The sequence below is a fragment of the uncultured Streptomyces sp. genome (genome assembly GCF_947488945.1).
In the GTDB taxonomy this organism is placed as follows: domain Bacteria; phylum Actinomycetota; class Actinomycetes; order Streptomycetales; family Streptomycetaceae; genus Streptomyces.
On record NZ_CANLBS010000010.1, the window covers coordinates 224955 to 246552 of the forward strand.

At 73.9% G+C, this 21598-nt stretch carries 19 protein-coding genes and 1 pseudogene; 9 read left to right on the top strand and 11 right to left on the bottom strand.

Going from position 1 to position 21598, the window contains the following annotated elements; all coding sequences use genetic code 11:
- Nucleotides 1-29: 29 nt before the first annotated feature.
- The 3 genes from Q0994_RS18440 to Q0994_RS18450 form a co-directional block, all read right to left on the bottom strand.
- The gene (locus tag Q0994_RS18440) at nucleotides 30-1028 is read right to left on the bottom strand and encodes a xanthine dehydrogenase family protein subunit M (protein ID WP_299536099.1); all 999 of its coding nucleotides are present in this window, start codon (nucleotides 1026-1028) and stop codon (nucleotides 30-32) included.
- Entirely contained in the window at nucleotides 1025-1591 is a 567-nt protein-coding gene (locus tag Q0994_RS18445) for a 2Fe-2S iron-sulfur cluster-binding protein (protein ID WP_299536101.1), read from the bottom strand. Before Q0994_RS18445 ends, Q0994_RS18440 begins: the two co-directional genes overlap by 4 nt.
- Nucleotides 1592-1734: 143 nt before the next feature.
- Nucleotides 1735-2133, bottom strand: a complete 399-nt coding sequence (locus Q0994_RS18450) for a hypothetical protein (RefSeq protein ID WP_299536103.1) — start codon at nucleotides 2131-2133, stop codon at nucleotides 1735-1737.
- A 468-nt stretch (nucleotides 2134-2601) separates the two neighbouring features.
- Here Q0994_RS18450 and Q0994_RS18455 point away from each other — a divergent pair, with 468 nt between their 5' ends.
- Both Q0994_RS18455 and Q0994_RS18460 read left to right on the top strand, forming a co-directional pair.
- Nucleotides 2602-2934: a DUF6479 family protein gene (locus Q0994_RS18455; protein ID WP_299536105.1), complete on the top strand. Its 333-nt coding sequence runs from the start codon at nucleotides 2602-2604 to the stop codon at nucleotides 2932-2934.
- Between the two features lie 272 nt (nucleotides 2935-3206).
- Nucleotides 3207-4031, top strand: coding sequence for a VOC family protein (locus Q0994_RS18460; protein ID WP_299536107.1), 825 nt, complete (start codon nucleotides 3207-3209; stop codon nucleotides 4029-4031).
- Between the two features lie 95 nt (nucleotides 4032-4126).
- Here Q0994_RS18460 and Q0994_RS18465 read toward each other — a convergent pair whose 3' ends face one another.
- The 3 genes from Q0994_RS18465 to Q0994_RS18475 all read right to left on the bottom strand — a co-directional run bounded on the left by Q0994_RS18465 (nucleotide 4127) and on the right by Q0994_RS18475 (nucleotide 5873).
- Nucleotides 4127-4660, bottom strand: a complete 534-nt coding sequence (locus Q0994_RS18465) for a DUF6328 family protein (RefSeq protein ID WP_299536110.1) — start codon at nucleotides 4658-4660, stop codon at nucleotides 4127-4129.
- Between the two features lie 91 nt (nucleotides 4661-4751).
- Nucleotides 4752-5303 carry a cysteine hydrolase family protein gene (locus Q0994_RS18470; protein WP_299536113.1) on the bottom strand — a complete coding sequence of 184 codons (552 nt, stop codon included), beginning with the start codon at nucleotides 5301-5303 and terminating at the stop codon, nucleotides 4752-4754.
- Between the two features lie 75 nt (nucleotides 5304-5378).
- Nucleotides 5379-5873: a GNAT family N-acetyltransferase gene (locus Q0994_RS18475; RefSeq protein WP_299536115.1), complete on the bottom strand. Its 495-nt coding sequence runs from the start codon at nucleotides 5871-5873 to the stop codon at nucleotides 5379-5381.
- A 227-nt stretch (nucleotides 5874-6100) separates the two neighbouring features.
- On the opposite strand from Q0994_RS18475, the gene Q0994_RS18480 reads away from it, so the two are divergent.
- Together Q0994_RS18480 and Q0994_RS18485 are read left to right on the top strand one after the other, a co-directional pair.
- Complete coding sequence (locus Q0994_RS18480; protein WP_299536117.1) at nucleotides 6101-6685, top strand: hypothetical protein; 585 nt, start codon at nucleotides 6101-6103, stop codon at nucleotides 6683-6685.
- Nucleotides 6682-7581 (top strand): hypothetical protein, encoded by a 900-nt coding sequence (locus tag Q0994_RS18485; protein ID WP_299536119.1) that lies wholly within the window; start codon nucleotides 6682-6684, stop codon nucleotides 7579-7581. Before Q0994_RS18480 ends, Q0994_RS18485 begins: the two co-directional genes overlap by 4 nt.
- A gap of 162 nt (nucleotides 7582-7743) precedes the next feature.
- Here the strand turns inward: Q0994_RS18485 and Q0994_RS18490 are convergent, their stop codons facing one another.
- Complete coding sequence (locus tag Q0994_RS18490) at nucleotides 7744-8541, bottom strand: tyrosine-protein phosphatase (RefSeq protein WP_299536121.1); 798 nt, start codon at nucleotides 8539-8541, stop codon at nucleotides 7744-7746.
- 257 nt (nucleotides 8542-8798) lie between these two features.
- Between Q0994_RS18490 and Q0994_RS18495 the strand changes: the two genes are divergently transcribed.
- Genes Q0994_RS18495 through meaB form a run of 3 tightly spaced genes read left to right on the top strand, consistent with a single transcriptional unit; the run spans nucleotide 8799 to nucleotide 13891 of the window.
- On the top strand, nucleotides 8799-10655 hold the full coding sequence (locus Q0994_RS18495; protein WP_299536123.1) for a methylmalonyl-CoA mutase subunit beta: 1857 nt from the start codon (nucleotides 8799-8801) through the stop codon (nucleotides 10653-10655).
- Entirely contained in the window at nucleotides 10655-12880 is a 2226-nt protein-coding gene (gene scpA / locus Q0994_RS18500; RefSeq protein WP_299536127.1) for a methylmalonyl-CoA mutase, read from the top strand. The genes Q0994_RS18495 and scpA overlap by 1 nt, the downstream gene beginning before the upstream one ends.
- 12 nt (nucleotides 12881-12892) lie before the next feature.
- The gene (gene meaB / locus Q0994_RS18505; protein ID WP_299536130.1) at nucleotides 12893-13891 is read left to right on the top strand and encodes a methylmalonyl Co-A mutase-associated GTPase MeaB; all 999 of its coding nucleotides are present in this window, start codon (nucleotides 12893-12895) and stop codon (nucleotides 13889-13891) included.
- A gap of 166 nt (nucleotides 13892-14057) precedes the next feature.
- On the opposite strand, the gene Q0994_RS18510 is transcribed toward meaB, so the two are convergent.
- Complete coding sequence (locus Q0994_RS18510) at nucleotides 14058-14900, bottom strand: siderophore-interacting protein (protein ID WP_299536133.1); 843 nt, start codon at nucleotides 14898-14900, stop codon at nucleotides 14058-14060.
- A 311-nt stretch (nucleotides 14901-15211) separates the two neighbouring features.
- Here Q0994_RS18510 and Q0994_RS18515 point away from each other — a divergent pair, with 311 nt between their 5' ends.
- Nucleotides 15212-17527, top strand: coding sequence for an esterase-like activity of phytase family protein (locus Q0994_RS18515; protein WP_299536136.1), 2316 nt, complete (start codon nucleotides 15212-15214; stop codon nucleotides 17525-17527).
- A 133-nt stretch (nucleotides 17528-17660) separates the two neighbouring features.
- On the opposite strand, the gene Q0994_RS18520 is transcribed toward Q0994_RS18515, so the two are convergent.
- The gene (locus tag Q0994_RS18520; protein WP_299536138.1) at nucleotides 17661-18110 is read right to left on the bottom strand and encodes a spore-associated protein; all 450 of its coding nucleotides are present in this window, start codon (nucleotides 18108-18110) and stop codon (nucleotides 17661-17663) included.
- A gap of 143 nt (nucleotides 18111-18253) precedes the next feature.
- Nucleotides 18254-19069, bottom strand: coding sequence for a DUF899 family protein (locus Q0994_RS18525; RefSeq protein ID WP_299536141.1), 816 nt, complete (start codon nucleotides 19067-19069; stop codon nucleotides 18254-18256).
- A 484-nt stretch (nucleotides 19070-19553) separates the two neighbouring features.
- Between Q0994_RS18525 and rho the strand changes: the two genes are divergently transcribed.
- A complete protein-coding gene (gene rho, locus Q0994_RS18530) occupies nucleotides 19554-20777 on the top strand; it encodes a transcription termination factor Rho (protein ID WP_299536144.1) in 1224 nt (407 codons plus the stop codon).
- An 82-nt stretch (nucleotides 20778-20859) separates the two neighbouring features.
- On the opposite strand, the pseudogene Q0994_RS18535 reads toward rho, so the two are convergent.
- A pseudogene (locus Q0994_RS18535) lies at nucleotides 20860-21390 on the bottom strand (GNAT family protein); the annotation flags it as partial.
- Nucleotides 21391-21598 lie beyond the last annotated feature (208 nt).

A 21598-nucleotide genomic window follows, 5' to 3' on the forward strand; every position in this document is an offset into this window, starting at 1 on the left:
TCGTTCGGTGGGGCCGGGGGCGGGGTTGCTCATGCGGGAGCGGCGGCGCGCTCGGCGAGTTCGGTGAGCGCGTCGACGGCGAGCCTGCGGGCGAGGTCCACCTTGAATCCGTTGTCGCGCAGCGGCCGGGCGGCGGCGAGTTCGGCGTCGGCGGCGCGGACGAACGTCTCGGGGGTGGCGGGCGCGCCGCGCAGCACGGCCTCGGCGGCGGTGGCGCGCCAGGGCCGGTGGGCGAGTCCGCCGAAGGCCAGCGCGGCGTACTCCACGCGTCCGTCGCGCACCTCGGCGACGGCGGCGACGGAGGCCAGCGCGAAGGCGTACGAGGCGCGGTCGCGGGCCTTGCGGTACAGGGAGCGGGCGCCGGGCCGGGCCGGCGGGAGGGTGACCTGGACGACGAGTTCGCCGGGGCGTACCACGGTGTCCTGGTCGGGGTTCTCGCCGGGCAGCCGGTGGAACCCGGTGAGCGGCACGGTGCGTTCGCCCTCCGGGCCGTGCAGGAGGACGGTGGCGTCGAGCGCGGCGAGGGCGACCGCCATGTCGGAGGGGTGCGTGGCGACGCAGTTCTCGGAGTGGCCGAGGACGGCGAGGTCGCGGTGGGCGCCCTCGACGGCGGGGCAGCCGGTGCCCGGTTCGCGCTTGTTGCAGGGCTTGGTGACGTCCTGGAAGTAGCCGCAGCGGGTGCGCTGGAGGAGGTTGCCGCCGGTGGTGGCGGTGTTGCGGAGCTGGCCGGAGGCGCCGGCGAGCAGGGCCTGGGAGAGCACCGGGTAGTCGGCGCGCACGGCGGGGTGGGCGGCGAGGTCGCTGTTGCGGACGGAGGCGCCGACGACGAGGGAGCCGTCGTCGGCGCGGGTGACGGTGTCCAGGGGCAGCCGGGACACGTCGACGAGGAGCGCGGGCCTCTCCACGCCGAGCTTCATCAGGTCCACGAGGTTGGTGCCGCCGCCGAGGTAGTACGCGCCGGGGTGGCTCGCGCGGGCGCGGACGGCTTCGGTGACGGAGGACGGCCGCAGGTAACCGAAGGGTTTCACGGGGTCACGTCCTCGATCGCTTCGACGATGTGCGGGTACGCCCCGCACCGGCAGAGGTTGCCGCTCATCCGCTCCCGGATCTCTCCGGCGTCGAGCACCACCGGGGCCCCGGCGGGCGTGGCGGGCGGGGTCACGTGCGAGGGGTGGCCGTCGGCGGCCTCCGCCAGCACGCCGAGGGCCGAGCAGAGCTGGCCGGGGGTGCAGTAGCCGCACTGGAGGGCGTCCCGGTCGAGGAAAGCCTGCTGCAGGGGGTGCAGCCGGCCGCCCTCGGCGAGTCCTTCGACCGTGGTGACGCGGCATCCGTCCTGGGCGACGGCGAGCAGCAGGCAGCTGTTGGCGCGGCGGCCGTCGACGAGGACGGTGCAGGCGCCGCACTGACCGTGGTCGCAGCCCTTCTTGGCGCCGGTCAGGCCCAGGTGGTCGCGCAGGGTGTCCAGCAGGGTGGTGCGGTGGTCGAGCGTCACGGTGGTGGCTTCGCCGTTGACGTGGAGCGTGACGGAGGACCGGTCGGGGAGGCCGAGGGCCTCCGCGTCGGGGTCCTCGGCGGGCGGCTGGGGGTCCATGCGCGGGCGCCTTTCCGTTCCGGGGTCGGGGGCGGGGCCGCCGGACGTGCCGGGGCCCCGCGTCGGTCGTGCCCTTGATCACTACACCTCGAACCCCCGCTCCGCACGGTTTTCGCGCGGGGCGGCGGCGGGCGGGGCCGGTCTCAGTGGCTGCGCAGTTCCAGGCGGATCTCCTGCTCCTGGTCGCCCGCCGCCTTGCCGACGACGTTCACCGAGAAGGCGTCGGCCAGCCGGGTGCGCAGCCGGTCGACGGCCCAGTAGCCGCCCTGCGCGTCGACGGTGACGGGGGCGGTGAGCGTGGCCGGCCCGGCGGTCCCCTTGTCCTCGGTGACGTCGACGTTGGCCGTCCAGACGGTGGGGCGGGGCCCGTTGCCGTCGGCGGGGACGTCCTCGGCGGAGCGGTCGGAGACGAAGAGGCTGCTCAGCACGTCGAAGACGGCCCGCGCGTCGGCGGGGCCGCAGTCGCTCAGCGAGACCACGATGTCGCCCCGCTCCTGGTGGGCGGCCGGCTCGTGGGCGTGGGACTGGTCCGAGCTGTTCACGGTGGTTCCTTCCATCGGAGCGGGTGCTCCGCGACGGGTGTTGTTCTTCAGGCTCGCGCGGCGCGCCGTCGGCGGCGACACGGGGAGGGTCAGTCGGCCGAGTACCCGGTCAGGGCGTCCGCAGCGGCGTCAGCGGCTCTTTCTCCGTCCGCGCTGCGAACGGCGCCCGGTGGCCGGGACGGAGGCCGACGGGCCCCGGTGACCGGGAAAGGGTCCCGGAGTGCGGCGTCGTACCCCCGGAAGTGGGTAGCGGCGTGGCTGACGCTCCCGCCGTCGAGGAGGACGCGGCCTCCCGGTCCACGCGGTTCGGCGGTGGCCGCGCCCCTGACGGGTCGCCGGGGATGCGTCCGCCCGGTCGCCACGTAGCCGATTTTCGCCATACAAAACGCCTTTCCGCTCATATGACTACAAAACATGAATTGCGATCAGCAGCTGTCTGCGGGCGCTCGACCGGGGTATGCGGCTTGCATGGATGTTACGAACGGAGCCCAGGTACTTTCCGCCGCGACGCTCGCTGATGGGCCGGGCGCTGTCGGGGTGGTCATGGCGGTCGCGGGGGTGGCGGTGGTCGCCCTGCTGATCGGCGCGTTCTGGCTGGGTATGCGCCGCAAGGACAAGGAACTCCCACCGCCGCGCCCGGACGAGCAGCCGGTCCCCCCGGCCCACCGGACCCACGTCCAGCAGCACGACGTGCACGGCTCGGACGAGTTCCCGGACGACCGCAAGGGGCTCTCCCCCTACGAACTCGGCGACCGGGGCAACGAGAAGCTTCCGCCGGAGTCGGACCGCCCGCGTGACTGAACCGAGACCCTGCCCGTCGTCCGCCACGGACGACGGTGGAACGACCTGTCCGCGCCGCAGCCCAGCAGCCCTGGGCGGCGGCGCGGTCCGTCGTGGCGGGGGCGGCGCGGGGTGGCGGCGGGGCGGTGCTTCCTCGACGTCACCCACGCGCCGCCGCCCGGTGCCGGATGACCGGCGGCCGCGTGTTGCGGGACCCGCCGGGGGGGCCGAGTCTGGTCGTGGCCCGCGCGCAGCCGCCGGCGGGCCCCGGAACCGATGAGGGCGTGGGCACGATGACCGGAAGCGACTCCCGAAGCACCAGGGCCGCCGCGCCCCTCACGGGTGCGGCGGCGCCGTGCTGGGTGAACCTGGTGGCCCGCGACCTGGAGGCGTCGCAGCGCTTCTACGGCGAGGTGCTGGGGTGGACCTTCCGCCCGGGGAAGCTGGGCCGGGAGTTCTCCGTCGCACGGCGCGGCGAGGTGCCGGTGGCGGGGATCGGCGCCGTCTCGTCCGCGTACCAGGTGGCGGTGAACTGGATGCCGTACTTCGCGGTGGAGAACGCGGACGTGGCGGCCGGCCGGGTCCGCGAGCGCAGCGGCACGGTGGCGGTCGGGCCCCTCGCGCTCGGTAGGGGGCGCGGGGTGCTGGCGGCGGACCGGGACGGGGCGTCGTTCGGCCTGTGGGAGCGCGTCGAACCGGCGACCACTCCCCCGGCGTCCGACGACCGCGCGCACGCCTGGCTGCGGCTGCGGACGCGGGACGCGTTCGACGCGGCCATCTTCTACGGCGAGGTGCTGGACTGGGCGAGCGGGCGCCCCGGTTGCTGCGAGGTCGCCTACGAGCGGGACGAGGTCATCGTGCGGTGCGGCGGCCGTCCGCTGGCCCGGATCAGCTCCGGGGCCGTGGAGGCCGCGGCCGACCCGGTGGCGCGCCCGCACTGGCAGGTGCAGTTCCCGGTGGACGACGTGGACGGCACGGTGGAGGCGGTGCGCCGGGCGGGCGGCACGTTCGCCGCCCTGGACGAGGTGCTCGGCGGCCGGGAGGCGGTGGTGCGGGATCCGGACGGCGCGCTGTTCACCGTCACCGACGTCCGCACCCCCGAGGGCTCCGGCGACTGACGGAGACGGACTGCGCGGGCCGGGGAGCAGTGCCGGACCGGCGGCCGGGGGGCCGGGAGCGGTCTGCTCCCGGCCCCCCGGCCGTTGTGCGGGTGTCAGGAGTCCTGACCGCTCCCGGACTTCGCGTCCTCCTTCGTCGTCCCCTCGCCGGTGAGCTTCTCGCGAGCGAGCGCCCACAGCGGGAAGACGAACCAGCACAGGGCGAACCAGAGCGCCATCCCGCCCACCAGCCAGAGCGCCAGTTGGTTGTGCAGGGCGACCCGCAGGATCAGCAGCAGGGCACTGCACATCGTGCAGAACAGCAGGACCAGACCGAGCACGGTGAGCCGGGAGGCCCAGACGACGGTCTGCGGCTTCATCCGGCGGCCGGTCAGCAGCCGGTGGTAGGAGACCGGGCCGATGAGCGCGGCGGCGGTGGCCGACCCGACGAGCACGGTCACGACGTAGATGTTGCGGTCCACGGTGGACAGGTCGGCGAAGCGCGGCTGGAAGACCACGGCGAGCAGGAAGCCGAACAGGATCTGCACGCCGGTCTGGGCCACGCGCAACTCCTGGAGGAGTTCCGCCCACTGCCGGTCGGCCCGCTCCTCCTCGGTCTCCCGTCTGCCGTTGTCCGGGGTCGTCGACACAAAGCCCTCCTCAGTACGGATTCCTTCACCCCTTCGGGTGAATCTCCGCGTTCCCCGCATGTTCACGTCGAATCCCACCATGTGGCAGGCGTCAGGAGGACGGGGCTCCGCCGAAGTCCACGTCATCGGCCTGGCAGATGGTGGCGGCCATGTTGCGCCGCATCATCGTCAGCGCCGCGTCGGCGAGTTCGGGGTGGATGTGGGCGACGGCGTCGGACGGGACCGTGACCCGCAGGTGCCGGATGTGGGCGTCCAGTGCGGAGTAGAGCACGCACTGTTCGGTCACCTGACCGCACAGCACGACGTGGTCGACGCCCAGTTGGCCGAGGAGGTAGTGCAGCGGTGTCTCGTAGAAGACGGAGTGGCGTGCCTTGACGACGAACAGCGAGGCGTCGTCGGGCCGGAGCGGTTCGACCAGGTCCGGGCGGGCCCCGGCGAGGGCCTGGTCCAGGATCTCCCCGTGGTGGGAGCGCCACTGGCCGAAGTTGTCGTTGGCGTAGATGACCGGAACCCGCCCGCGGGCCCGCTCCAGCAGGCCCACGATCGTGGGCACCGCCTTCTCCACGGAGGGCAGCAGCAGGTCCGCGTCCTCGTGTTCGTAGCTGTTGATCATGTCTATGACGATGAGTGCGGTGTCTCCCATCCCGCCATCGTCCCCATTGGGGCGCGATAGCACCACAGGGACGGGTGTGTCCTCACGTGGCCGGCGGATTTCGGGTCACTCCGGGCCGGGTCCGTCCACCGGGAGCAGCAGTTCGGGGCGGTCCCAGGGGACCGAGGGGGAGGCGAGGACGGTGCCGACCCGGTGGGCGCCGACGGTCAGGTAGAAGCCCTCGGCGGGCGGGTGGGCGACGATCCGCACCCCGGTGGCGCCCGCCGCCCGCGCCTCGGCGGCGAGGTGGGCGGCGAGCAGCCGGCCGATGCCCCGGCCCTGGGCCGCGTCGGCGACGAACATCAGGTCCAGTTCGGCCGGGCCCGGAGGGCCGAGGACGAGGGCGTAGAAACCGAGGACCGGGCCGCCGTCGCCCTCGGTGGCGACGAAGACGCGGTGGGCCGCCAGGTAGTCCGGTCCGACCCGGTAGCCGGCGACCGCCGAGGCGTACCGGTCCGCGTAGGCCCGTGAGGTGCGGACGACGCGGGTGAGGCGCCCGGCGTCGCGGGGGACGGCGCGCCTGATCGGCGTCGCGGCGGTCGGGGTGGTTCCTGGCCTCATACGGCGAGTATCACAGGCCCGGCCGCCCCGCCGCCCGGCACGGACGCGGAGCGCGGAACGTGACCCTCCGGCGACCGGTGCGAACTCGTCCGCCTCGAACGGCGGATGCCGGGTACACGACTGGACGCACCGGTCCGGCCGGAACCGACCGCCGGGCACGACCGAGGGGAGTTGGCCACCGTGCGAGAGAGCTGGGTACCGGACGACGGGCGACGGGAGCGGCAGCCGTGAAGACCGCACTGATCATTCTCCTCGTGGTGGTCGTCGTCGCGGCCGCCGCCTACTTCGTCCTGCGGGGACGCTCCGGGGGCGGGCACGGACTGCGCCGCCGGTTCGGCCCCGAGTACGACCGGGTGGTGGCCCGGCACGACGGCGACACCAAGGCGGCCGAGCTGGAACTCTCCGAGCGGGTGAAGCGGCACGGTTCGCTGACGCGCCCGCCGCTGACGGCCGGGGCGCGTGAGCAGTACACGGCCCGCTGGACCCACGTCCAGGAGCGGTTCGTCGACTCGCCGCAGGAAGCCGTCGCCGAGGCCGACGCCCTGCTGACCGAACTCTCCCGCGACCGGGGCTTCCCCGCCGACGCGCGGTTCGAGGAGCGGGCGGACGCCCTGTCGGTGCACCACCCCCACCACGTCCACGGTTTCCGCCGGGTGCACGCCGCTCTGAACGGCGGAGGCGGCACGGAGGAGATGCGCGAGTCCCTCGTCGAGGCACGCGGTCTCTTCGACGCGCTGCTGGGCGGCGACAAGAGCGCCCCGGCCACCGACGACCAGCACCGCCACCCCACGAAGGGAAGTGTCACCTCATGACGTACGGATCGACCGAAGACGACCGCGCCGCCGAGCGCGAGGACGGAACCAGGATCTCGGGGCGCGTCCCCGAGCGCCCCGAGCAGGCCGGAGGCGTCTCCCCGGCCGGGACGAACCGGCCGGCCGCCGCCCCGGACGCGGCGGAGAAGGACGTCGCCGGGAAGGTGCTCCCCGGGAGGGACGGCCGCGGCACCGCGCCCGGTGAGAAGCCGGCCACCGACGGGAGCACGCGCAAAACCGCCGTGGGTGAGGCCGGCACGGACCGCGCCGGGAGGCAGGACACCGCCGCGCGGGGCGCCGCGGACGACGGGCGGGAGAGCCGGGGAGCGGCGCCCGCCGCCCCGACCGAGCCGCCGGCGGTGCCGGAGCAGCGGCTGCACGACGGTAGGACGCAGGCCACGGCCGTGCCGGTCACCCCCGCGCGGGGCGACGAGGACGGCCACCGGACCACCGGGCGCGGCGCGGTGGACCACGACGCGGACCGCGACGTCTCCGCGCGGACGGCCGGCCGCGACGGCCGCGACGTCTCCGCGAAGGCGGACGGGCACCTCGGCACGAAGGCCGGCCGGGACCCGGGCACGAAGGCCGGCGGCCATGACCGCGACCGCCCCGGCGGCCTCATCCCGGCGGCCGAGCAGGACGCCTGGAACGAGCGGATGCGGCACGCCGTGAGCGATTTCGTGGAGGACCCGCACCACGCGGTGCAGGAGGCCGGCAGCACCTTCGAGGAGATCGTCGCCGGTCTCACCAAGGCGCTGGAGAAGCAGGGGAACGAGCTGCGGGCCGGCGGTTCCGCGCGGTCCGGCGAGGGCGAGGCGGCCGGGGAGCGGACCGAGGAGCTGCGTCTCACGCTCCAGCGGTACCGGGACCTCACCGAGCGGCTGCTGCACCTGTAGCCGGGATGCCGGGCCCCGACGGGCCGGTGCGAAAGGCCGCGCAGGCCACCGCACCGGCCCGTCGCCGCGTCCGGACCGGCCCCTCACGCTGCCCCTGCGGCGACGGCCCTGCCGCGATGTGGGTGTGCCGCGACGGGCCTGCGGTGGTGTGCGTGTGCGGTGTCAGCCGGTCGCCACCAGGCCGTCCCGCAGGCGTTCGCGTACGGGTTCCGGCAGCCGCAGGCCCTTCTCGACATACCCCTCCAGGCCGCCCCAGCGTTCGTCCACCGCGTCCAGGGCGACCTGCAGGTAGCGGGGGCGCACCTCGATGACGGCGGCGGCGATGTCCGGATCGCCGCCCGCGTCGAGGAAGCGCTGGACCTGGGGGACGAACGCCGTGCGCACCGCCGGGTTGACCGCCAGGAACTCCTCGCGGACCGTGTCCCGTCCGGCGCCGAGGATCATCAGCAGCACGGCGGTGGCCCACCCGGTGCGGTCCTTGCCGGCCGTGCAGTGGAACAGCACCGGCCGTGCGGCGGCGTCGGCGGCCGTCTCCAGGAACGCGCGGCAGGCCGCCGACGCGCCCGGCGACAGGACCATGGTCCGGTAGGTCTCGGCGAACAGTTCCTCGGCCCGGCCGCCGCCGAGCGCCTCCTGCGCCGCCTCCGGGTCGGCCAGCAGCGCGCGCAGCCGGGCCGGGGCGACGCCCGGGTTGTTCCCGAGCACGTCGGCGACGAAGAGCCGGGCGCCGACCGGCAGCCGGTCGGGGGCCCAGTGGCGTTCGTCGGCGGTGCGCAGGTCGACGACCGTACGGATGCCGAGCGCGGCCACCGCCATGTCGTGCTCCGGATCCAGGTCGCTGAGCTGCCCGGACCTGAAGACGACCCCGTGGCGGACGTGGCGGCCGGGTTCCAGGGCGATGCCGCCGAGATCGCGCAGATTGACGACGGTGGTGGCCGGGACGGCCCGAGCGGTCTGCACGATGACATGCCTCTTTCCCGACGTTTTCCCTATTTGTTGATCAACGTCGCATGTACGGACGAAAACACCAACGAAAAACGCCGGGAGACCACCGGTGTTCCAACGAACTGTCCGTCTCCGGCCGGGGCGCGCCGGTGCCGGGCGGCGCGGGCGGGGCGTACGCCACTCCCGGGAAAGGATCAAGAACGACCTTGGGAGGGCAAGGTCACAGGGGCTTCCTCTGCTCCGGTCCGCGCCCGCTGTCCTAGCATCTGGGCATGACGGTCCTGCCTTCCGACGGGCTTTCCCTGGCCGCCGCATTCCCGCATCCTTCCCATGACCAGTGGCAGCACCTCGTCGAGGGCGTGCTGCGCAAGTCGGGCAAGGACGTCGGGGGCGCGGCGGCGGAGGAAGCGCTGTCCACCACCCTGGAGGAGGGGGTCACCACCCGCCCCCTCTACACCTCGCGCGACTCCGCTCCCCCGTCCGGTCTGCCGGGCTTCGCCCCGTTCACCCGAGGCGGCACCGCCGCGGGCACCGCGACGGGCGGCTGGGACGTGCGGCAGCGCCACGCGCTCGCCGACCCGGCCCGGCTGAACGAGGCGCTGCTGGCCGACCTGGAGAACGGGGTGTCCTCGCTCTGGCTCACGGTCGGCGGCCCCTCGGGCGTGCCGGTCGCGGCACTGGGGCGGGCGCTGGAGGGGGTCCATCTCGATCTGGCGCCGGTGGCGCTGGACGCCGCCGAGGAGTTCGGGGCGGCCGCGGCGGAGCTGCTGCGGCTGCACACCGAGCGGGGCGTGGCGAAGAGCGCGGTACGCGGCACCCTGGGCGCCGACCCGTGGGGACGCGCGGCGCGCACCGGCGCCGAGCCGGACCTTTCGGAGGCGGTGCACTGGGCGCGGGTGTGCGACCGGGAGTATCCGGGGCTGCGCGCGGTGAGCGTGGACGCGCTGCCCTACCACGAGGCGGGCGGTTCGGCCGCGCAGGAGCTGGGTCTCTCGCTGGCCACCGGCGTCACCTGGCTGCGCGAGCTGACCACCGCCGGTCTGAGCGTGGAAGCGGCCTGCGGACAGTTGGAGTTCCGTTACGCGGCGACCGCCGACCAGTTCCTGACCATCGCCAAGCTGCGGGCCGCCCGCCGGCTGTGGGCACGGGTCGCGGAGGCGTGCGGGGCGCCGGGCGCGGGGGCTCAGCGGCAGCACGCGGTGACGTCGACGGTGATGATGACGCGCCGCGACCCGTGGGTGAACATGCTGCGCACCACGCTGGCCTGCCTGGGGGCGGGCGTCGGGGGGGCGGACGCGGTCACCGTGCTGCCGTTCGACGAGGCGCTGGGGCTGCCCGACGCGTTCGCCCGGCGGATCGCGCGGAACACCTCCGCGATCCTGATCGAGGAGTCGCACCTGGCACGGGTCGTCGACCCGGCGGGCGGTTCCTGGTACGTGGAGCGGCTCACGGACGAACTGGCCGAGGCCGGGTGGGCGTTCTTCCAGGAGACCGAGCGGGCCGGCGGGCTGTCCGCGGCACTCGCCTCGGGCCTGGTGGCCGAGAGGCTCGCGGCGACCTGGGCGGCGCGCTCGCGCGATCTCGCCCGGCGCAAGGAGCCGGTGACCGGGGTCAGCGAGTTCCCGAACCTGACGGAACGACTGCCGGAGCGCGAGCCCGCCCCGGCAGTGCCCGGCGGCGGGCTGCCGAGGGTGCGCCGCGACGAGGCGTTCGAGGCGCTGCGCCGGCGTGCGGACGCCCATCTGGCGGCGACCGGTTCGCGGCCACGGGTCTTCCTGGCGGCGATCGGACCGGCGTCCGCGCACACCGCCCGCGTCTCGTTCGCGTCGAACTTCTTCGGGGCGGCCGGGATCGAGCCGGTGACCGCGACGGTTCCGGTGGACTCCCCCGGTGTGGCGGGGTCCGCGTTCGCCGCGAGCGGCGCCGGCCTGGCCTGCCTGTGCTCGTCCGACCCGCTGTACGCCGAGGCCGCCGCCCCGGTGGCGGCGGCGCTGGCGTCGGCCGGGGCCCCGCGCGTGTACCTCGCGGGCCGGCCCGGCGAGCACGCCGGGGTGGACGACTACGTCTTCGCCGGCTGCGACGCGGTGGCCGTCCTGTCCTCCGTACTCGACCGCATGGGAGTGGCGTGATGCAGACGCCGAACGCACCCGAGAGCCCCGTCCCCGACTTCTCCGCGCTGCCCCTGGGCGAGCCGCGGACGGAGGCGGTGTCCGCCGATCGGTGGCGGGCGGCGGTGAAGGAGTCCACCGGTTCCTCCGCGGAGGACCTGGTGTGGGAGACGCCCGAGGGCATCGCGGTGAAGCCGCTGTACACCGGGCAGGACCTGGAGGGCCTCGACTTCCTGGAGACCTATCCGGGCATCGCCCCGTATCTGCGGGGCCCGTACCCGACGATGTACGTCAACCAGCCGTGGACGATCCGTCAGTACGCCGGGTTCTCCACGGCGGAGGAGTCGAACGCCTTCTACCGGCGCAACCTCGCCGCCGGGCAGAAGGGCCTGTCCGTCGCGTTCGACCTGCCGACCCACCGCGGGTACGACAGCGACCACCCGCGGGTGACCGGCGACGTCGGCATGGCGGGCGTGGCGATCGACTCGATCCTCGACATGCGGCAGCTCTTCGACGGCATCCCGCTGGACGAGATGTCGGTGTCGATGACGATGAACGGCGCGGTGCTGCCCGTGCTGGCGCTGTACATCGTGGCGGCCGAGGAGCAGGGCGTTCCTCCGGAGAAGCTGGCCGGGACCATTCAGAACGACATTCTGAAGGAGTTCATGGTCCGCAACACCTACATCTATCCGCCCGCGCCCTCCATGCGGATCATCTCCGACATCTTCGCGTACACCTCGCGGAAGATGCCGCGCTACAACTCCATCTCGATCTCGGGTTACCACATCCAGGAGGCGGGGGCGACGGCCGACCTGGAGCTGGCGTACACGCTGGCGGACGGGGTGGAGTACCTGCGGGCGGGCCGGGAGGCCGGGCTCGACGTGGACGCGTTCGCGCCGCGGCTGTCGTTCTTCTGGGCGATCGGCATGAACTTCTTCATGGAGATCGCCAAGCTGAGGGCGGCGCGGCTGCTGTGGGCGAAGCTGGTCCGGGAGTTCGAGCCGAAGAACGCCAAGTCGCTTTCCCTGCGCACCCATTCGCAGACCTCGGGCTGGTCGCTGACCGCGCAGGACGTGTTCAACAACGTCACCCGCACCTGCGTGGAGGCGATGGCGGCGACCCAGGGACACACCCAGTCGCTGCACACCAACGCGCTGGACGAGGCGCTGGCACTGCCCACCGATTTTTCCGCCCGGATCGCCCGCAACACCCAGCTGCTGCTCCAGCAGGAGTCGGGCACCGGCAGGGTCATCGACCCGTGGGGCGGCAGCGCCTACGTCGAACGCCTCACCCACGACCTGGCGCGGCGGGCGTGGAGCCACATCGAGGAGGTCGAGGCGGCCGGCGGGATGGCGAAGGCCATCGACGCGGGCATCCCCAAGCTCCGCATCGAGGAGGCCGCCGCCCGCACCCAGGCGCGCATCGACTCGGGGCGCCAGCCGGTCATCGGCGTCAACAAGTACCGGGTGGAGACGGACGAGAAGATCGACGTCCTCAAGGTCGACAACTCCTCCGTCCGCACCCGGCAGATCGAGAAGCTGCGCCGACTGCGCGAGGAACGCGACGAGGCGGCCTGCCAGGAAGCGCTGCGCGCGCTGACCGGGGCCGCCGGCCGCGCGCCGGGCCCGGACCTGGAGGGCAACCTGCTGGCGCTCGCGGTGGACGCCGCGCGGGCGATGGCCACCGTCGGCGAGATCTCGGACGCGCTGGAGAAGGTGTACGGGCGGCACGCGGGGCAGATCCGTACGATCTCCGGGGTGTACCGCAAAGAGGCAGGAGAGTCCCCTTCCGTGGACCGGACCCGCAAGCTGGTCGACGACTTCGAGGAGGCGGAGGGCCGCCGCCCGCGCATCCTGGTCGCCAAGATGGGCCAGGACGGCCACGACCGCGGTCAGAAGGTGATCGCCTCCGCCTTCGCCGACCTCGGCTTCGACGTGGACGTCGGCCCGCTGTTCCAGACGCCGGGCGAGGTGGCCCGGCAGGCGGTCGAGGCGGACGTGCACATCGTGGGCGTCTCGTCGCTGGCCGCCGGACACCTCACGCTCGTCCCGGCGCTCCGCGAGGAGCTCGCCGCGGAGGGACGCGAGGACATCATGATCGTGGTCGGCGGGGTGATCCCGCCGCAGGACATCCCCGCGCTGCACGAGGCGGGGGCCGCGTCGGTGTTCCCACCCGGCACGGTCATCCCGGACGCCGCCTTCGACCTGGTCACGCGGCTCGGCGCCGCGCTCGGCCACGAGCTGTGAGCCGCTGAGCGGATGGCTCCGACGATCGACATCGACAGGTACACCAAGGGCGTGCTCGACGGGCAGCGGGCCTACGTGGCCCGCGCCATCACCCTGGTCGAATCGACCCGGCCCGACCACCGGGCGCTGGCCCAGCAGTTGCTGGGCCACCTGCTGCCGCACGCGGGGCGGGCCCGGCGGATCGGCATCAGCGGAGTGCCCGGGGTCGGCAAGTCGACGTTCATCGACGCGCTCGGCACCCTGCTGACCGGCCTCGGCCACCGGGTCGCGGTGCTCGCCGTGGACCCGTCCTCCAGCCGGACGGGCGGGTCCATCCTGGGCGACAAGACCCGGATGGAACGGCTGGCGGTGGACCCGCGGGCGTTCGTGCGCCCCTCCCCCACCGCCGGGACGCTCGGCGGGGTGGCGAAGGCGACCCGTGAGTCCATCGTGGTGATGGAGGCGGCGGGTTACGACGTCGTGCTGGTGGAGACGGTGGGGGTGGGCCAGTCGGAGACCGCGGTCGCCAACATGGTGGACACCTTTCTGCTGCTGACGCTGGCCCGCACCGGTGACCAGTTGCAGGGCATCAAGAAGGGCGTGCTGGAGCTGGCGGACGCGATCGCCGTCAACAAGGCCGACGGTCCGCACGAGCGGGACGCCCGGTCGGCGGCCCGCGAACTCGCGGGCGCGCTGCGACTGATGCACCCGGCCGACGCCGCCTGGACGCCGCCGGTGCTCACCTGCAGCGCCCGCGAGTCGACAGGGCTGGACACCCTGTGGGAACGGCTGGAGCAGCACCGCGAGCTGCTGGACTCCACCGGACGGCTGGCGGCGAAGCGACGCGAGCAGCAGGTGGACTGGACCTGGACCATGGTCCGCGACGAACTGCTGGACAGCCTGCGCGCCCACCCCGCCGTCCGCGCGCTCGCGCCGGAACTGGAACGGCGGGTGCGCGAGGGCGGACTGACGCCGACCCTGGCGGCGGAACGCATCCTCGGCGCGTTCCGGGGGGACGCCGGGAAGGCGTGACTTCCGCGCGTCGACGCGTGCTCGGCGCGCGCACGACTGGCGTCCGGGCGTGGTCCCGGCCGGGCACGCCTTGCCGGCACGCGTTCCCAGCACGCGTTCCCGGCACGCAGGGGCCGGGAACGCGAACGCCCGTCAGGTGGCAGGCGGGGTCGGGGCAGGTGGGCTGTCAGGCCACGCGTTCGCGGACGCGGGCGACCTTGGCCTTCTTCTCGCTCTTCCAGAAGCCGGAGAACGTGATGCGGTCCTTGGGGAGCCCCGCGCGGACCAGGTGGCGACGCCCCTCGGTGGCGAGCGTCGACTCGCCGACGACGAAGGCGTATCCCGCGGCGTCGAACGACTCGTGGCGGCGCAGTTCCTCCAGTGCCGCCTCACCGGGCACCGCGGACGCGTCGTCACGGACGACCCACGTCACCGCGACGCCGGCCGGCGCGTCGAGCGTGCGGCAGTCGCCCGCGAGCGGGACCTCCTGGATGACCCGGCCCACGGCGTCGCGCGGGAGGGAGCGCAGGATTCCGACGGTGGAGGGCAGGCCGCTCTCGTCGGCGACCACCAGCACCTCGGTGGCGTCGTCCGGGCGGTCGAAGATGAGGCCCTGGTCCAGCAGGGCGACGGGGTCGCCGGGCCGGGCCGCGCAGGCCCAGATCGCCGCGGCGCCCTCGGGCTCGCCCGCCGGGCCGCAGTGCACGACGAACTCGACGTCCAACTCGGCCACGTCCGGACGGAAGCCGGCGACGGTGTAGTTGGCACAGTGCGGCCGCACTGCTTCGGGGAGGGCGTAGTACGGGTCCCACCACCGCGCGCCGGTCAGCTCCGGGAGGACGAACTCGTCCTGGTGCGGCAGGCACACGAAGAGGCGGAACCAGTGGTCGTAACCCATCCACGGGAAGTCGCCGAGGGTGTCGCCGGTGACCGTCACCCGTTGCATGGAGGGGGAGACTCGCAGGCTGCGGACCACATGGCCGCGGAACAGACCGGGTTGCTCAGGCATGAGCCTGGGGGTTTTCGCCACGAAGCAAGGTTAGCCTAAGTTAACCCCCTGCCCCAAGGGGGGTGCCGCCCCGAATCGCCCGCCCCGCCGGCACGGCGGCGGCCGACCCGCCCGCGCCGGGTGACGCGCCGCCGGGTCCGGTCCGCTCCGGGCCGGGCCCGGCGGCCGTTGGACGCACGGCGAGCCCGGACCTGCGGTCGTGGACACACGGAGGGCCGCCGGGCGACGCCGGGAGTTCACCCGGCCGCCGCCTCCCGCTCGCCCCCGGCTGCGACCATCCGCTCCGTCACTCGGCGCGCACCCGGCGCGCACTGTCGTGCAACGGAGGACCGATGCCCCCCAAGAGAACGTACGCCGCCCTCGGCGCCCTGGTCGTCGCCGGCGGCCTGCTGGCCGGTTCGGGAGCGGCGAGCGCGCATCAGCGGCCGCAGCCTCAGCCGCAGGGGCCCTCGGCGTTCCAGCGCACCGCCACCTACCCGGTGTTCCAGAACCGGCCGGCCGGTGAGGACCCGGCGACCGCGACCGTCGCCGAGATCTCCGCGACCAGCGAGGACGGCCGGACCCTGGTCTACACGGACGCCGTGGCCCGCCGCATCGGATTCCTCGACATCAGCGACCCGGCCGCGCCGCGCGGACTGGGCACCCTCTCCCTGGCCGGGCTCGGCGACGCCGAGGACGAGCCGACCTCGGTCGCGGTGGTCGGCGAGCACGTCCTGGTCGTGGTCAACACCAGCGCCGGTTACGCCGAACCGTCCGGGCGCCTCGACGTCATCTCGCTGCGCGACCGCCGCCGGGTGGCCACCTTCGACCTGGGCGGGCAGCCGGACTCGATCGCGATCACCAAGGACGAGCGGTACGCGGCCGTCGCCGTCGAGAACGAGCGCGACGAGGAGGCGACCCCTCCGGGAGGCGAAGAGGGCGACCTCCCGCAGGCGCCCGCCGGATTCGTGCAGATCGTGGACCTGAAGGGCACCTCGCCCCAGCAGTGGCGCACCCGCGCCGTGCCGTTCACCCGGCCCGACGGCACCGCGCTGCCCGCGCTGAGCGCCGCCGGCATCGCCGCGCCGACCGATCCGGAGCCGGAGTACGTCACCGTCAACGGCAAGGGTCAGCTCGCCGTCACGCTGCAGGAGAACAACGGCGTCGTGCTGGTCGACCTGCCGACCGGCCGGATCACCAAGGCCTTCAGCGCCGGGACGGCCACCGTGCGCGGCATCGACACCGTCAAGGACGGGGTGATCGACCAGACCGGCTCGATCACCGGTGTGGCGCGCGAGCCCGACGCGGTGAGCTGGATCGACGACCGCTACCTGGCCACGGCCAACGAGGGCGACTGGAAGGGCGGCACCCGGGGCTGGTCCGTCTTCGACAGCCGCACCGGCAAGGTCGTGTGGGACGCGGGCAACTCCTTCGAGCGCCTGGCGGTCCGTCACGGCCTGCACAACGAGGACCGCTCGGCGAAGAAGGGCACCGAGCCCGAGGGCGTGACGGTCGCCACCTTCGACGGCGTGCGCTACGCCTTCGTCGGCTCCGAGCGCAGCAACTTCGTCGCCGTGTACGACCTGAGCCGGCCGACGGCCCCGGTCTTCCGCCAGCTGCTCGCCACCACCAACGGTCCCGAAGGGCTGCTGCCGATCCCGTCCCGCGGCCTGCTCGCGGTCTCCAGCGAGGAGGACGACGCCTCGGCCGGTGTCCGGGCCTCCGTCAGCCTCTTCCGGCTGGGCAGGGGCGCCTCCGCCTTCCCCGGCATCGTGTCGGCCGACGACCCGGCCGGCGCGCCGATCGGCTGGGGCGCGCTCGGCGCGCTGTCCGCCGTCCCCGGCCGTCCGCACGAGTTGTACACCGTCACCGACGCCGCGTACGACGTGACCCGGATCCTGACCGTCGACACGGCCCGCAGGCCGGCGGTCATCACCCGCTCGCTGACCGTCAAGGACGCGGCGGGCGAGCCGGTCGGCTACGACGCCGAAGGCATCCACGCCCGCCCCCGGGGCGGTTTCTGGCTCGCCGTCGAGGGCGCGACCGGTGCCGGGAACCAGTTGGTGCGGCTCGACCGGGACGGCGTCACCCAGCAGGTCGTCACGCTCCCGGCGGACGTCGCCGCCGGGCTGGGCAAGCAGGGCTTCGAAGGGGTCACCGCCACCGCCGACCGCGAGGGCCACGAGATCCTCTGGGCAACCCTGCAGCGGGAGGTCGCGGGCGACCCGGCCGGTGTGGTGCGCCTGGGCCGGTACGACGTGCGGGCCGGTACCTGGAGCTGGTACGGCTACCGGATCGGCGCCACCGGCACCCCTGGCGACTGGATCGGCCTCTCCGAGATCACCGCGGTCGGCGGTCGGCTCGCACTGGTCGAACGCGACAAGTTGAACGGTCCCGCCGCCGCGGTCAAGCGGATCTACACGGTCGGTCTGCCGCAGTCCGCCGCCCCGGCCGGGAAGTTGCCGGTGCTGCCCAAGACACTGGCCGAGGACGTGCTGCCCGAACTGCGCGCCACCGGCGGCTGGACCCAGGAGAAGCTGGAGGGGCTGGCGGTCGGCGGGGACGGCCGGGTCTACGCCGTCACGGACAACGACGGCGTGGAGGACGCCACGGGCGAGACGGTGTTCCTGCGTCTGGGGTCGAGCCGGAAGGTGTTCGGCCGGGACTGACCCGGCGACCGGTCCGGCCGGTCGCGGGGCACGCGCCCCACGACCGGCTTTGGACCGCTTGATCATTCCCCCGCCCTCGCCGGTGGACGCCTCCCCCGAGGCGTCCACCGGGTGGCCGGGCCTGCCGGGTGCGTCAGCGGACGGTGGTGACCCGGCTCTCCTTCCGGGACGCGCAGTTGGAGTTGTCCACGGAGACGTAGACGTTGGCGATGGCGCCGCCCCAGCTCACGCAGTACCCCTTGCCGTAGACCCGGGCCGGGCCGGCGTAGGAGGTGAAGTTGCCGTCGTCGCCGGCGTACTCGTCCGTCGCGGGGACGTAGACGTACGTGGACATGGCCTTGGCGGTGCCCGGGGTGGAGCGGATGGTCGCGACGCAGTTCTTGCCGTTCGTGGAGTTGTACGTCAGGTAGACGGTGCCCAGCGAGCCGATCGGCGCGGAGTTGACGGTCTTGTAGGCGCTGCCGCAGACCCCCTGCGGAGTGACGTTCGGCGCCGCCTGGGCGGTGGCGCCGGACAGGACGGTGGCACCCGCCACGAGTGCGGTCACCGCGCCGACGGCCGCGACATTACGCATGTATCCCATGATTTCCCCCATGTGACTGTGCGAGCGTTTTGCTCGCACTTGATAGACCCTCGTGCGGCACGGATGGTTGCATCCGATTCACGCGAAGTGCCGGAAACTTCATGGGGGCCGACGGAATGCGCGCGTCCGCACCTCACGGCGCGTCAGCCGTGGGAGCCCTCCCGACCGAGGGTCTCCACGGGCCCGGCGCCGGGGCGGGTCCACTGCGGCACGGGGCGGCTCGTCGGCCCCCAGGTGGCGACGCCGTCGGCGTCCGAGCGCCAGTACCAGCACGCGTCCCGGTCGGTGGGCGGGCGGCGTCGGCCGCCGTCGTCCACTTCCGACGGGCCCTCGGGGCGGTCCTCCCACGCCTCACCGCGGCCGTAGGGCGTCATGTCGAGCAGGCCGAAGGTCCCGTTGGCCGGTTCGTTGCCGCGGCCCGTCGTGGAGTAGGTGAGGAACGCCCGGTCGCCGTCGCGCAGGAAGCAGACGAGATGGCCCATGTCGCCGCCGACCGGCGCCGGTAGCCCCCGTACCGAGTACCAGGGCTGGGTGTAACCCATGAAGGCGACGAACGGGGCCACCTCGTCCCACGCGCCGGTGGTCACGACGGCGAAGGAGACGCCACGGGCGTTGAGGTACTCGGTGTCCTTCAGGTGCCAGGCCGCGTTGGTGCATCCTTCGCACTGCCCCTGATGCGGCGCCCCGTCCCACCACATGTGCTGGTAGATCACCAGTTCGTCGCGCCCCTGGAAGAGTTCGAGGAAGGGGATGGGGCCGTCGGCCCCCACGACCTCGGCGGTGGCGTCGATCTCGACCCTCGGCAGCCGCCGCCGGGCCGCGGCGATCGCGTCGCCCTCGCGGGTGTGGGCCTTCTCGCGGACCAGCAGTCCCTCGCGTGCCGCCTCCCAGGCGGCCAGGCCGACGACCGGCGGCCCTCCGGGAGGTGCGCTGCTCGCGTGGCCGGGTGTGGTGCTCATGGCGTCCTCCGGTGTGGTTCGTGGTCGTGCGTTCCGAGGCTGCATGGTCCGTGCCGGGCGGCTCGCGGCCGTGCGGGTCGCCCGGCACGGGTCGTGCCGGACACGTCGGTGTACGGCGTCCCGCGCCTCTCACCGGTGCTGACTCCCGGACGGGCCGGAACTCATCGGCGCGTGCGATCTCCCGGACGGCCCCCGAACCACCCCTTTCCCCCTTCCCGCGGCGGACACCCTGTGCTACGGTGCGACCAGCACGTCGTGCACGCCCCGTTCGCCGGGCGCCGGTGCTTCTTCCCTCCCGCTGCATCCCCCACGGCTCAGACGCCTGGTGGGCCTCCAGCGTTCTTCTTCCCTCCTGGTACCCCGGCGCGTCCCGTGCCCCGGTACCCCGGTCCGGTGCGGGCTCCACGCCCGCGGTGACGGGCGTGACGACGCCGCCCCTCCCTTCGCCGGGCCTCTCCCAGGCTTGTCCGCGAAAGGACCTCCCATGACCAGCACACTCGTACACCCCACGACGTCCCGGACCGCCGCGTCCCGGACCACGACACCCCGTGGCACCGCGTCCCGTACCGCCGCGTCCCGCACCGCCGCGTCCCGCACCGACCGGGCGCCGGCCGTTCCGGCGGCCGGGCTGCTCGACCTCGTCGCCGGCGGCCACGGCCTGCTGCGCGACCCCGACGGCCGGGCCCGCCCCGAGGACGTGCGGGTCTCCCCCGCCCTCGTACGCCGTCACGGCCTGCGCAAGGGCGACGCCGTGGCGGGTACGGCGCACGGGCCGCGCGATCTGGCGACCGTGGAGCGGATCAACGGCCGCGAGGCGGGCGCCCTCGACGGACGGCGGCACTTCCGCGACCTCACCCCGCTGCACCCCCGTGAGCGGCTGCGCCTGGAGACCCCCTCGGGCGGACCCGCGATGCGGGTGGTGGACCTGATCGCCCCGGTCGGCAAGGGCCAGCGCGGCCTGATCGTCGCACCGCCCCGGACCGGCAAGACGGTGCTGCTCCAGCAACTGGCCGCCGCGGTCACCGCCAACCACCCCGAGGCGCACCTGATGGTGGTGCTCGTCGACGAGCGCCCCGAGGAGGTGACCGACATGCGCCGTTCGGTGCGCGGCGAGGTGTACTCCTCGACGTTCGACCGTCCCGCCAAGGAGCACATCGCGCTGGCCGACCTGGCGGTGGAGCGCGCGAAACGGCTGGTGGAGCAGGGCGAGGACGTGGTGATCCTGCTCGACTCGCTGACCCGGCTGTGCCGGGCGCACAACACCGCCGCGGGCGCCGGCGGCCGCACGCTCAGCGGCGGCGTGGACGCCGGGGCGCTGGCCGGGCCGAAGAAGCTGTTCGGCGCGGCCCGGCTGGCCGAGGAAGGCGGGTCGCTGACCATCCTGGCCACGGCCCTGGTGGACACCGGCTCGCGGGCCGACGACTTCTTCTTCGAGGAGCTCAAGGGCACCGGAAACATGGAGCTGCGGCTGGACCGCACGCTCGCCGAGCAGCGGGTCTTCCCCGCGATCGGCATCGCCCCGTCCGGCACCCGACGCGACGAACTCCTGGTGCCCGCAGACGAGTTGGCGGCGGTCAAGGGGCTGCGGCGGGCACTGCACGGCCGGGACGGTCAGGGCGCGCTCCAGGCCCTGCTCGACAGGATCCGTACGACCCCGGACAACGCCGCCTTCGTCCGCCTGCTGCGGTCCACGGCCCCGAAGGCCTGACGCGCCCCGCGGCGGCGCTGCGGGAGGCACGCGGGACCGGACCGCACGAGACCCTGCGGGCCGTCCGGTGGTATCGACCGACCGTGAGCGGGGTCCGCAGGCCGAGCCATTGATCGGCGTCCCAGGCACGGAACCGTCCCGCTTCGGTGAACCCCAGCTTTGCCGCGAGGCCCGTCGAACGGATGTTGGCGGTCTGAGTCACGAGCACCACCGGCTCGCCCGGAAGGACGGCTTCGAGCCGGCTCAGTGCCGCCGCGCACGCCTCGGCGGCATACCCGAAGCCCCACGCCCGCCGTAGGAACAGGTAGCCGACGAGGTCCACCTTCCCCACGGCAGCGGCGCAGACGGGTTCCGTCGGTCTCCTGAGCAGGACCTGGCCGATCATCGCCCCGTCGAGCTCCACGACGAAGTTCCCGGGCTGTCGCCCGGGGGTCTCGGGCATCCCGCGCTCCGGCTCGTCACGCGGGCGGGGGCCGCCGAGGTAGGTGTGCACCTCCCCCGAGGAATACAGTGCGATGAACGTCGCACGGTCCCGGGCTTCGGGCTCACGCAACACGGGCCTCGCGGTCCGGATCGGTGCGGGCGGCCACGCGACGGGTCCGAGATCCTCCATGTGGGCCACACAACCAGCGGCCCCGACAGTGATCAAGACCCGCGGGCCCTCGAGGACATCTCGCCCCCGCCGCCCCCGAGATGTCTTCGAGGGCCCGCACACGCCGGCCGCCCGCAGCGCGGTGATCCACGTCCAGGAGGCCGGCGCGACGGCCCCCGGCCGGCGAGACCGTCAGGGAGTGCCGTCCCCCCGGAACGCCTCGGGCCGC

Excerpts from the sequence above, each read along its gene's own strand:
- Q0994_RS18445 (WP_299536101.1), bottom strand. The coding sequence starts at position 1,591 with ATGGACCCCCAGCCGCCCGCCGAGGACCCCGACGCGGAGGCCCTCGGC.
- Q0994_RS18455 (WP_299536105.1), top strand. The coding sequence starts at position 2,602 with ATGGATGTTACGAACGGAGCCCAGGTACTTTCCGCCGCGACGCTCGCT.
- Q0994_RS18460 (WP_299536107.1), top strand. The coding sequence starts at position 3,207 with ATGACCGGAAGCGACTCCCGAAGCACCAGGGCCGCCGCGCCCCTCACG.
- Q0994_RS18470 (WP_299536113.1), bottom strand. The coding sequence starts at position 5,303 with ATGGGAGACACCGCACTCATCGTCATAGACATGATCAACAGCTACGAA.
- Q0994_RS18475 (WP_299536115.1), bottom strand. The coding sequence starts at position 5,873 with ATGAGGCCAGGAACCACCCCGACCGCCGCGACGCCGATCAGGCGCGCC.
- Q0994_RS18485 (WP_299536119.1), top strand. The coding sequence starts at position 6,682 with ATGACGTACGGATCGACCGAAGACGACCGCGCCGCCGAGCGCGAGGAC.
- Q0994_RS18495 (WP_299536123.1), top strand. The coding sequence starts at position 8,799 with ATGACGGTCCTGCCTTCCGACGGGCTTTCCCTGGCCGCCGCATTCCCG.
- scpA (WP_299536127.1), top strand. The coding sequence starts at position 10,655 with ATGCAGACGCCGAACGCACCCGAGAGCCCCGTCCCCGACTTCTCCGCG.
- meaB (WP_299536130.1), top strand. The coding sequence starts at position 12,893 with ATGGCTCCGACGATCGACATCGACAGGTACACCAAGGGCGTGCTCGAC.
- Q0994_RS18515 (WP_299536136.1), top strand. The coding sequence starts at position 15,212 with ATGCCCCCCAAGAGAACGTACGCCGCCCTCGGCGCCCTGGTCGTCGCC.
- Q0994_RS18520 (WP_299536138.1), bottom strand. The coding sequence starts at position 18,110 with ATGGGATACATGCGTAATGTCGCGGCCGTCGGCGCGGTGACCGCACTC.
- Q0994_RS18525 (WP_299536141.1), bottom strand. The coding sequence starts at position 19,069 with ATGAGCACCACACCCGGCCACGCGAGCAGCGCACCTCCCGGAGGGCCG.
- rho (WP_299536144.1), top strand. The coding sequence starts at position 19,554 with ATGACCAGCACACTCGTACACCCCACGACGTCCCGGACCGCCGCGTCC.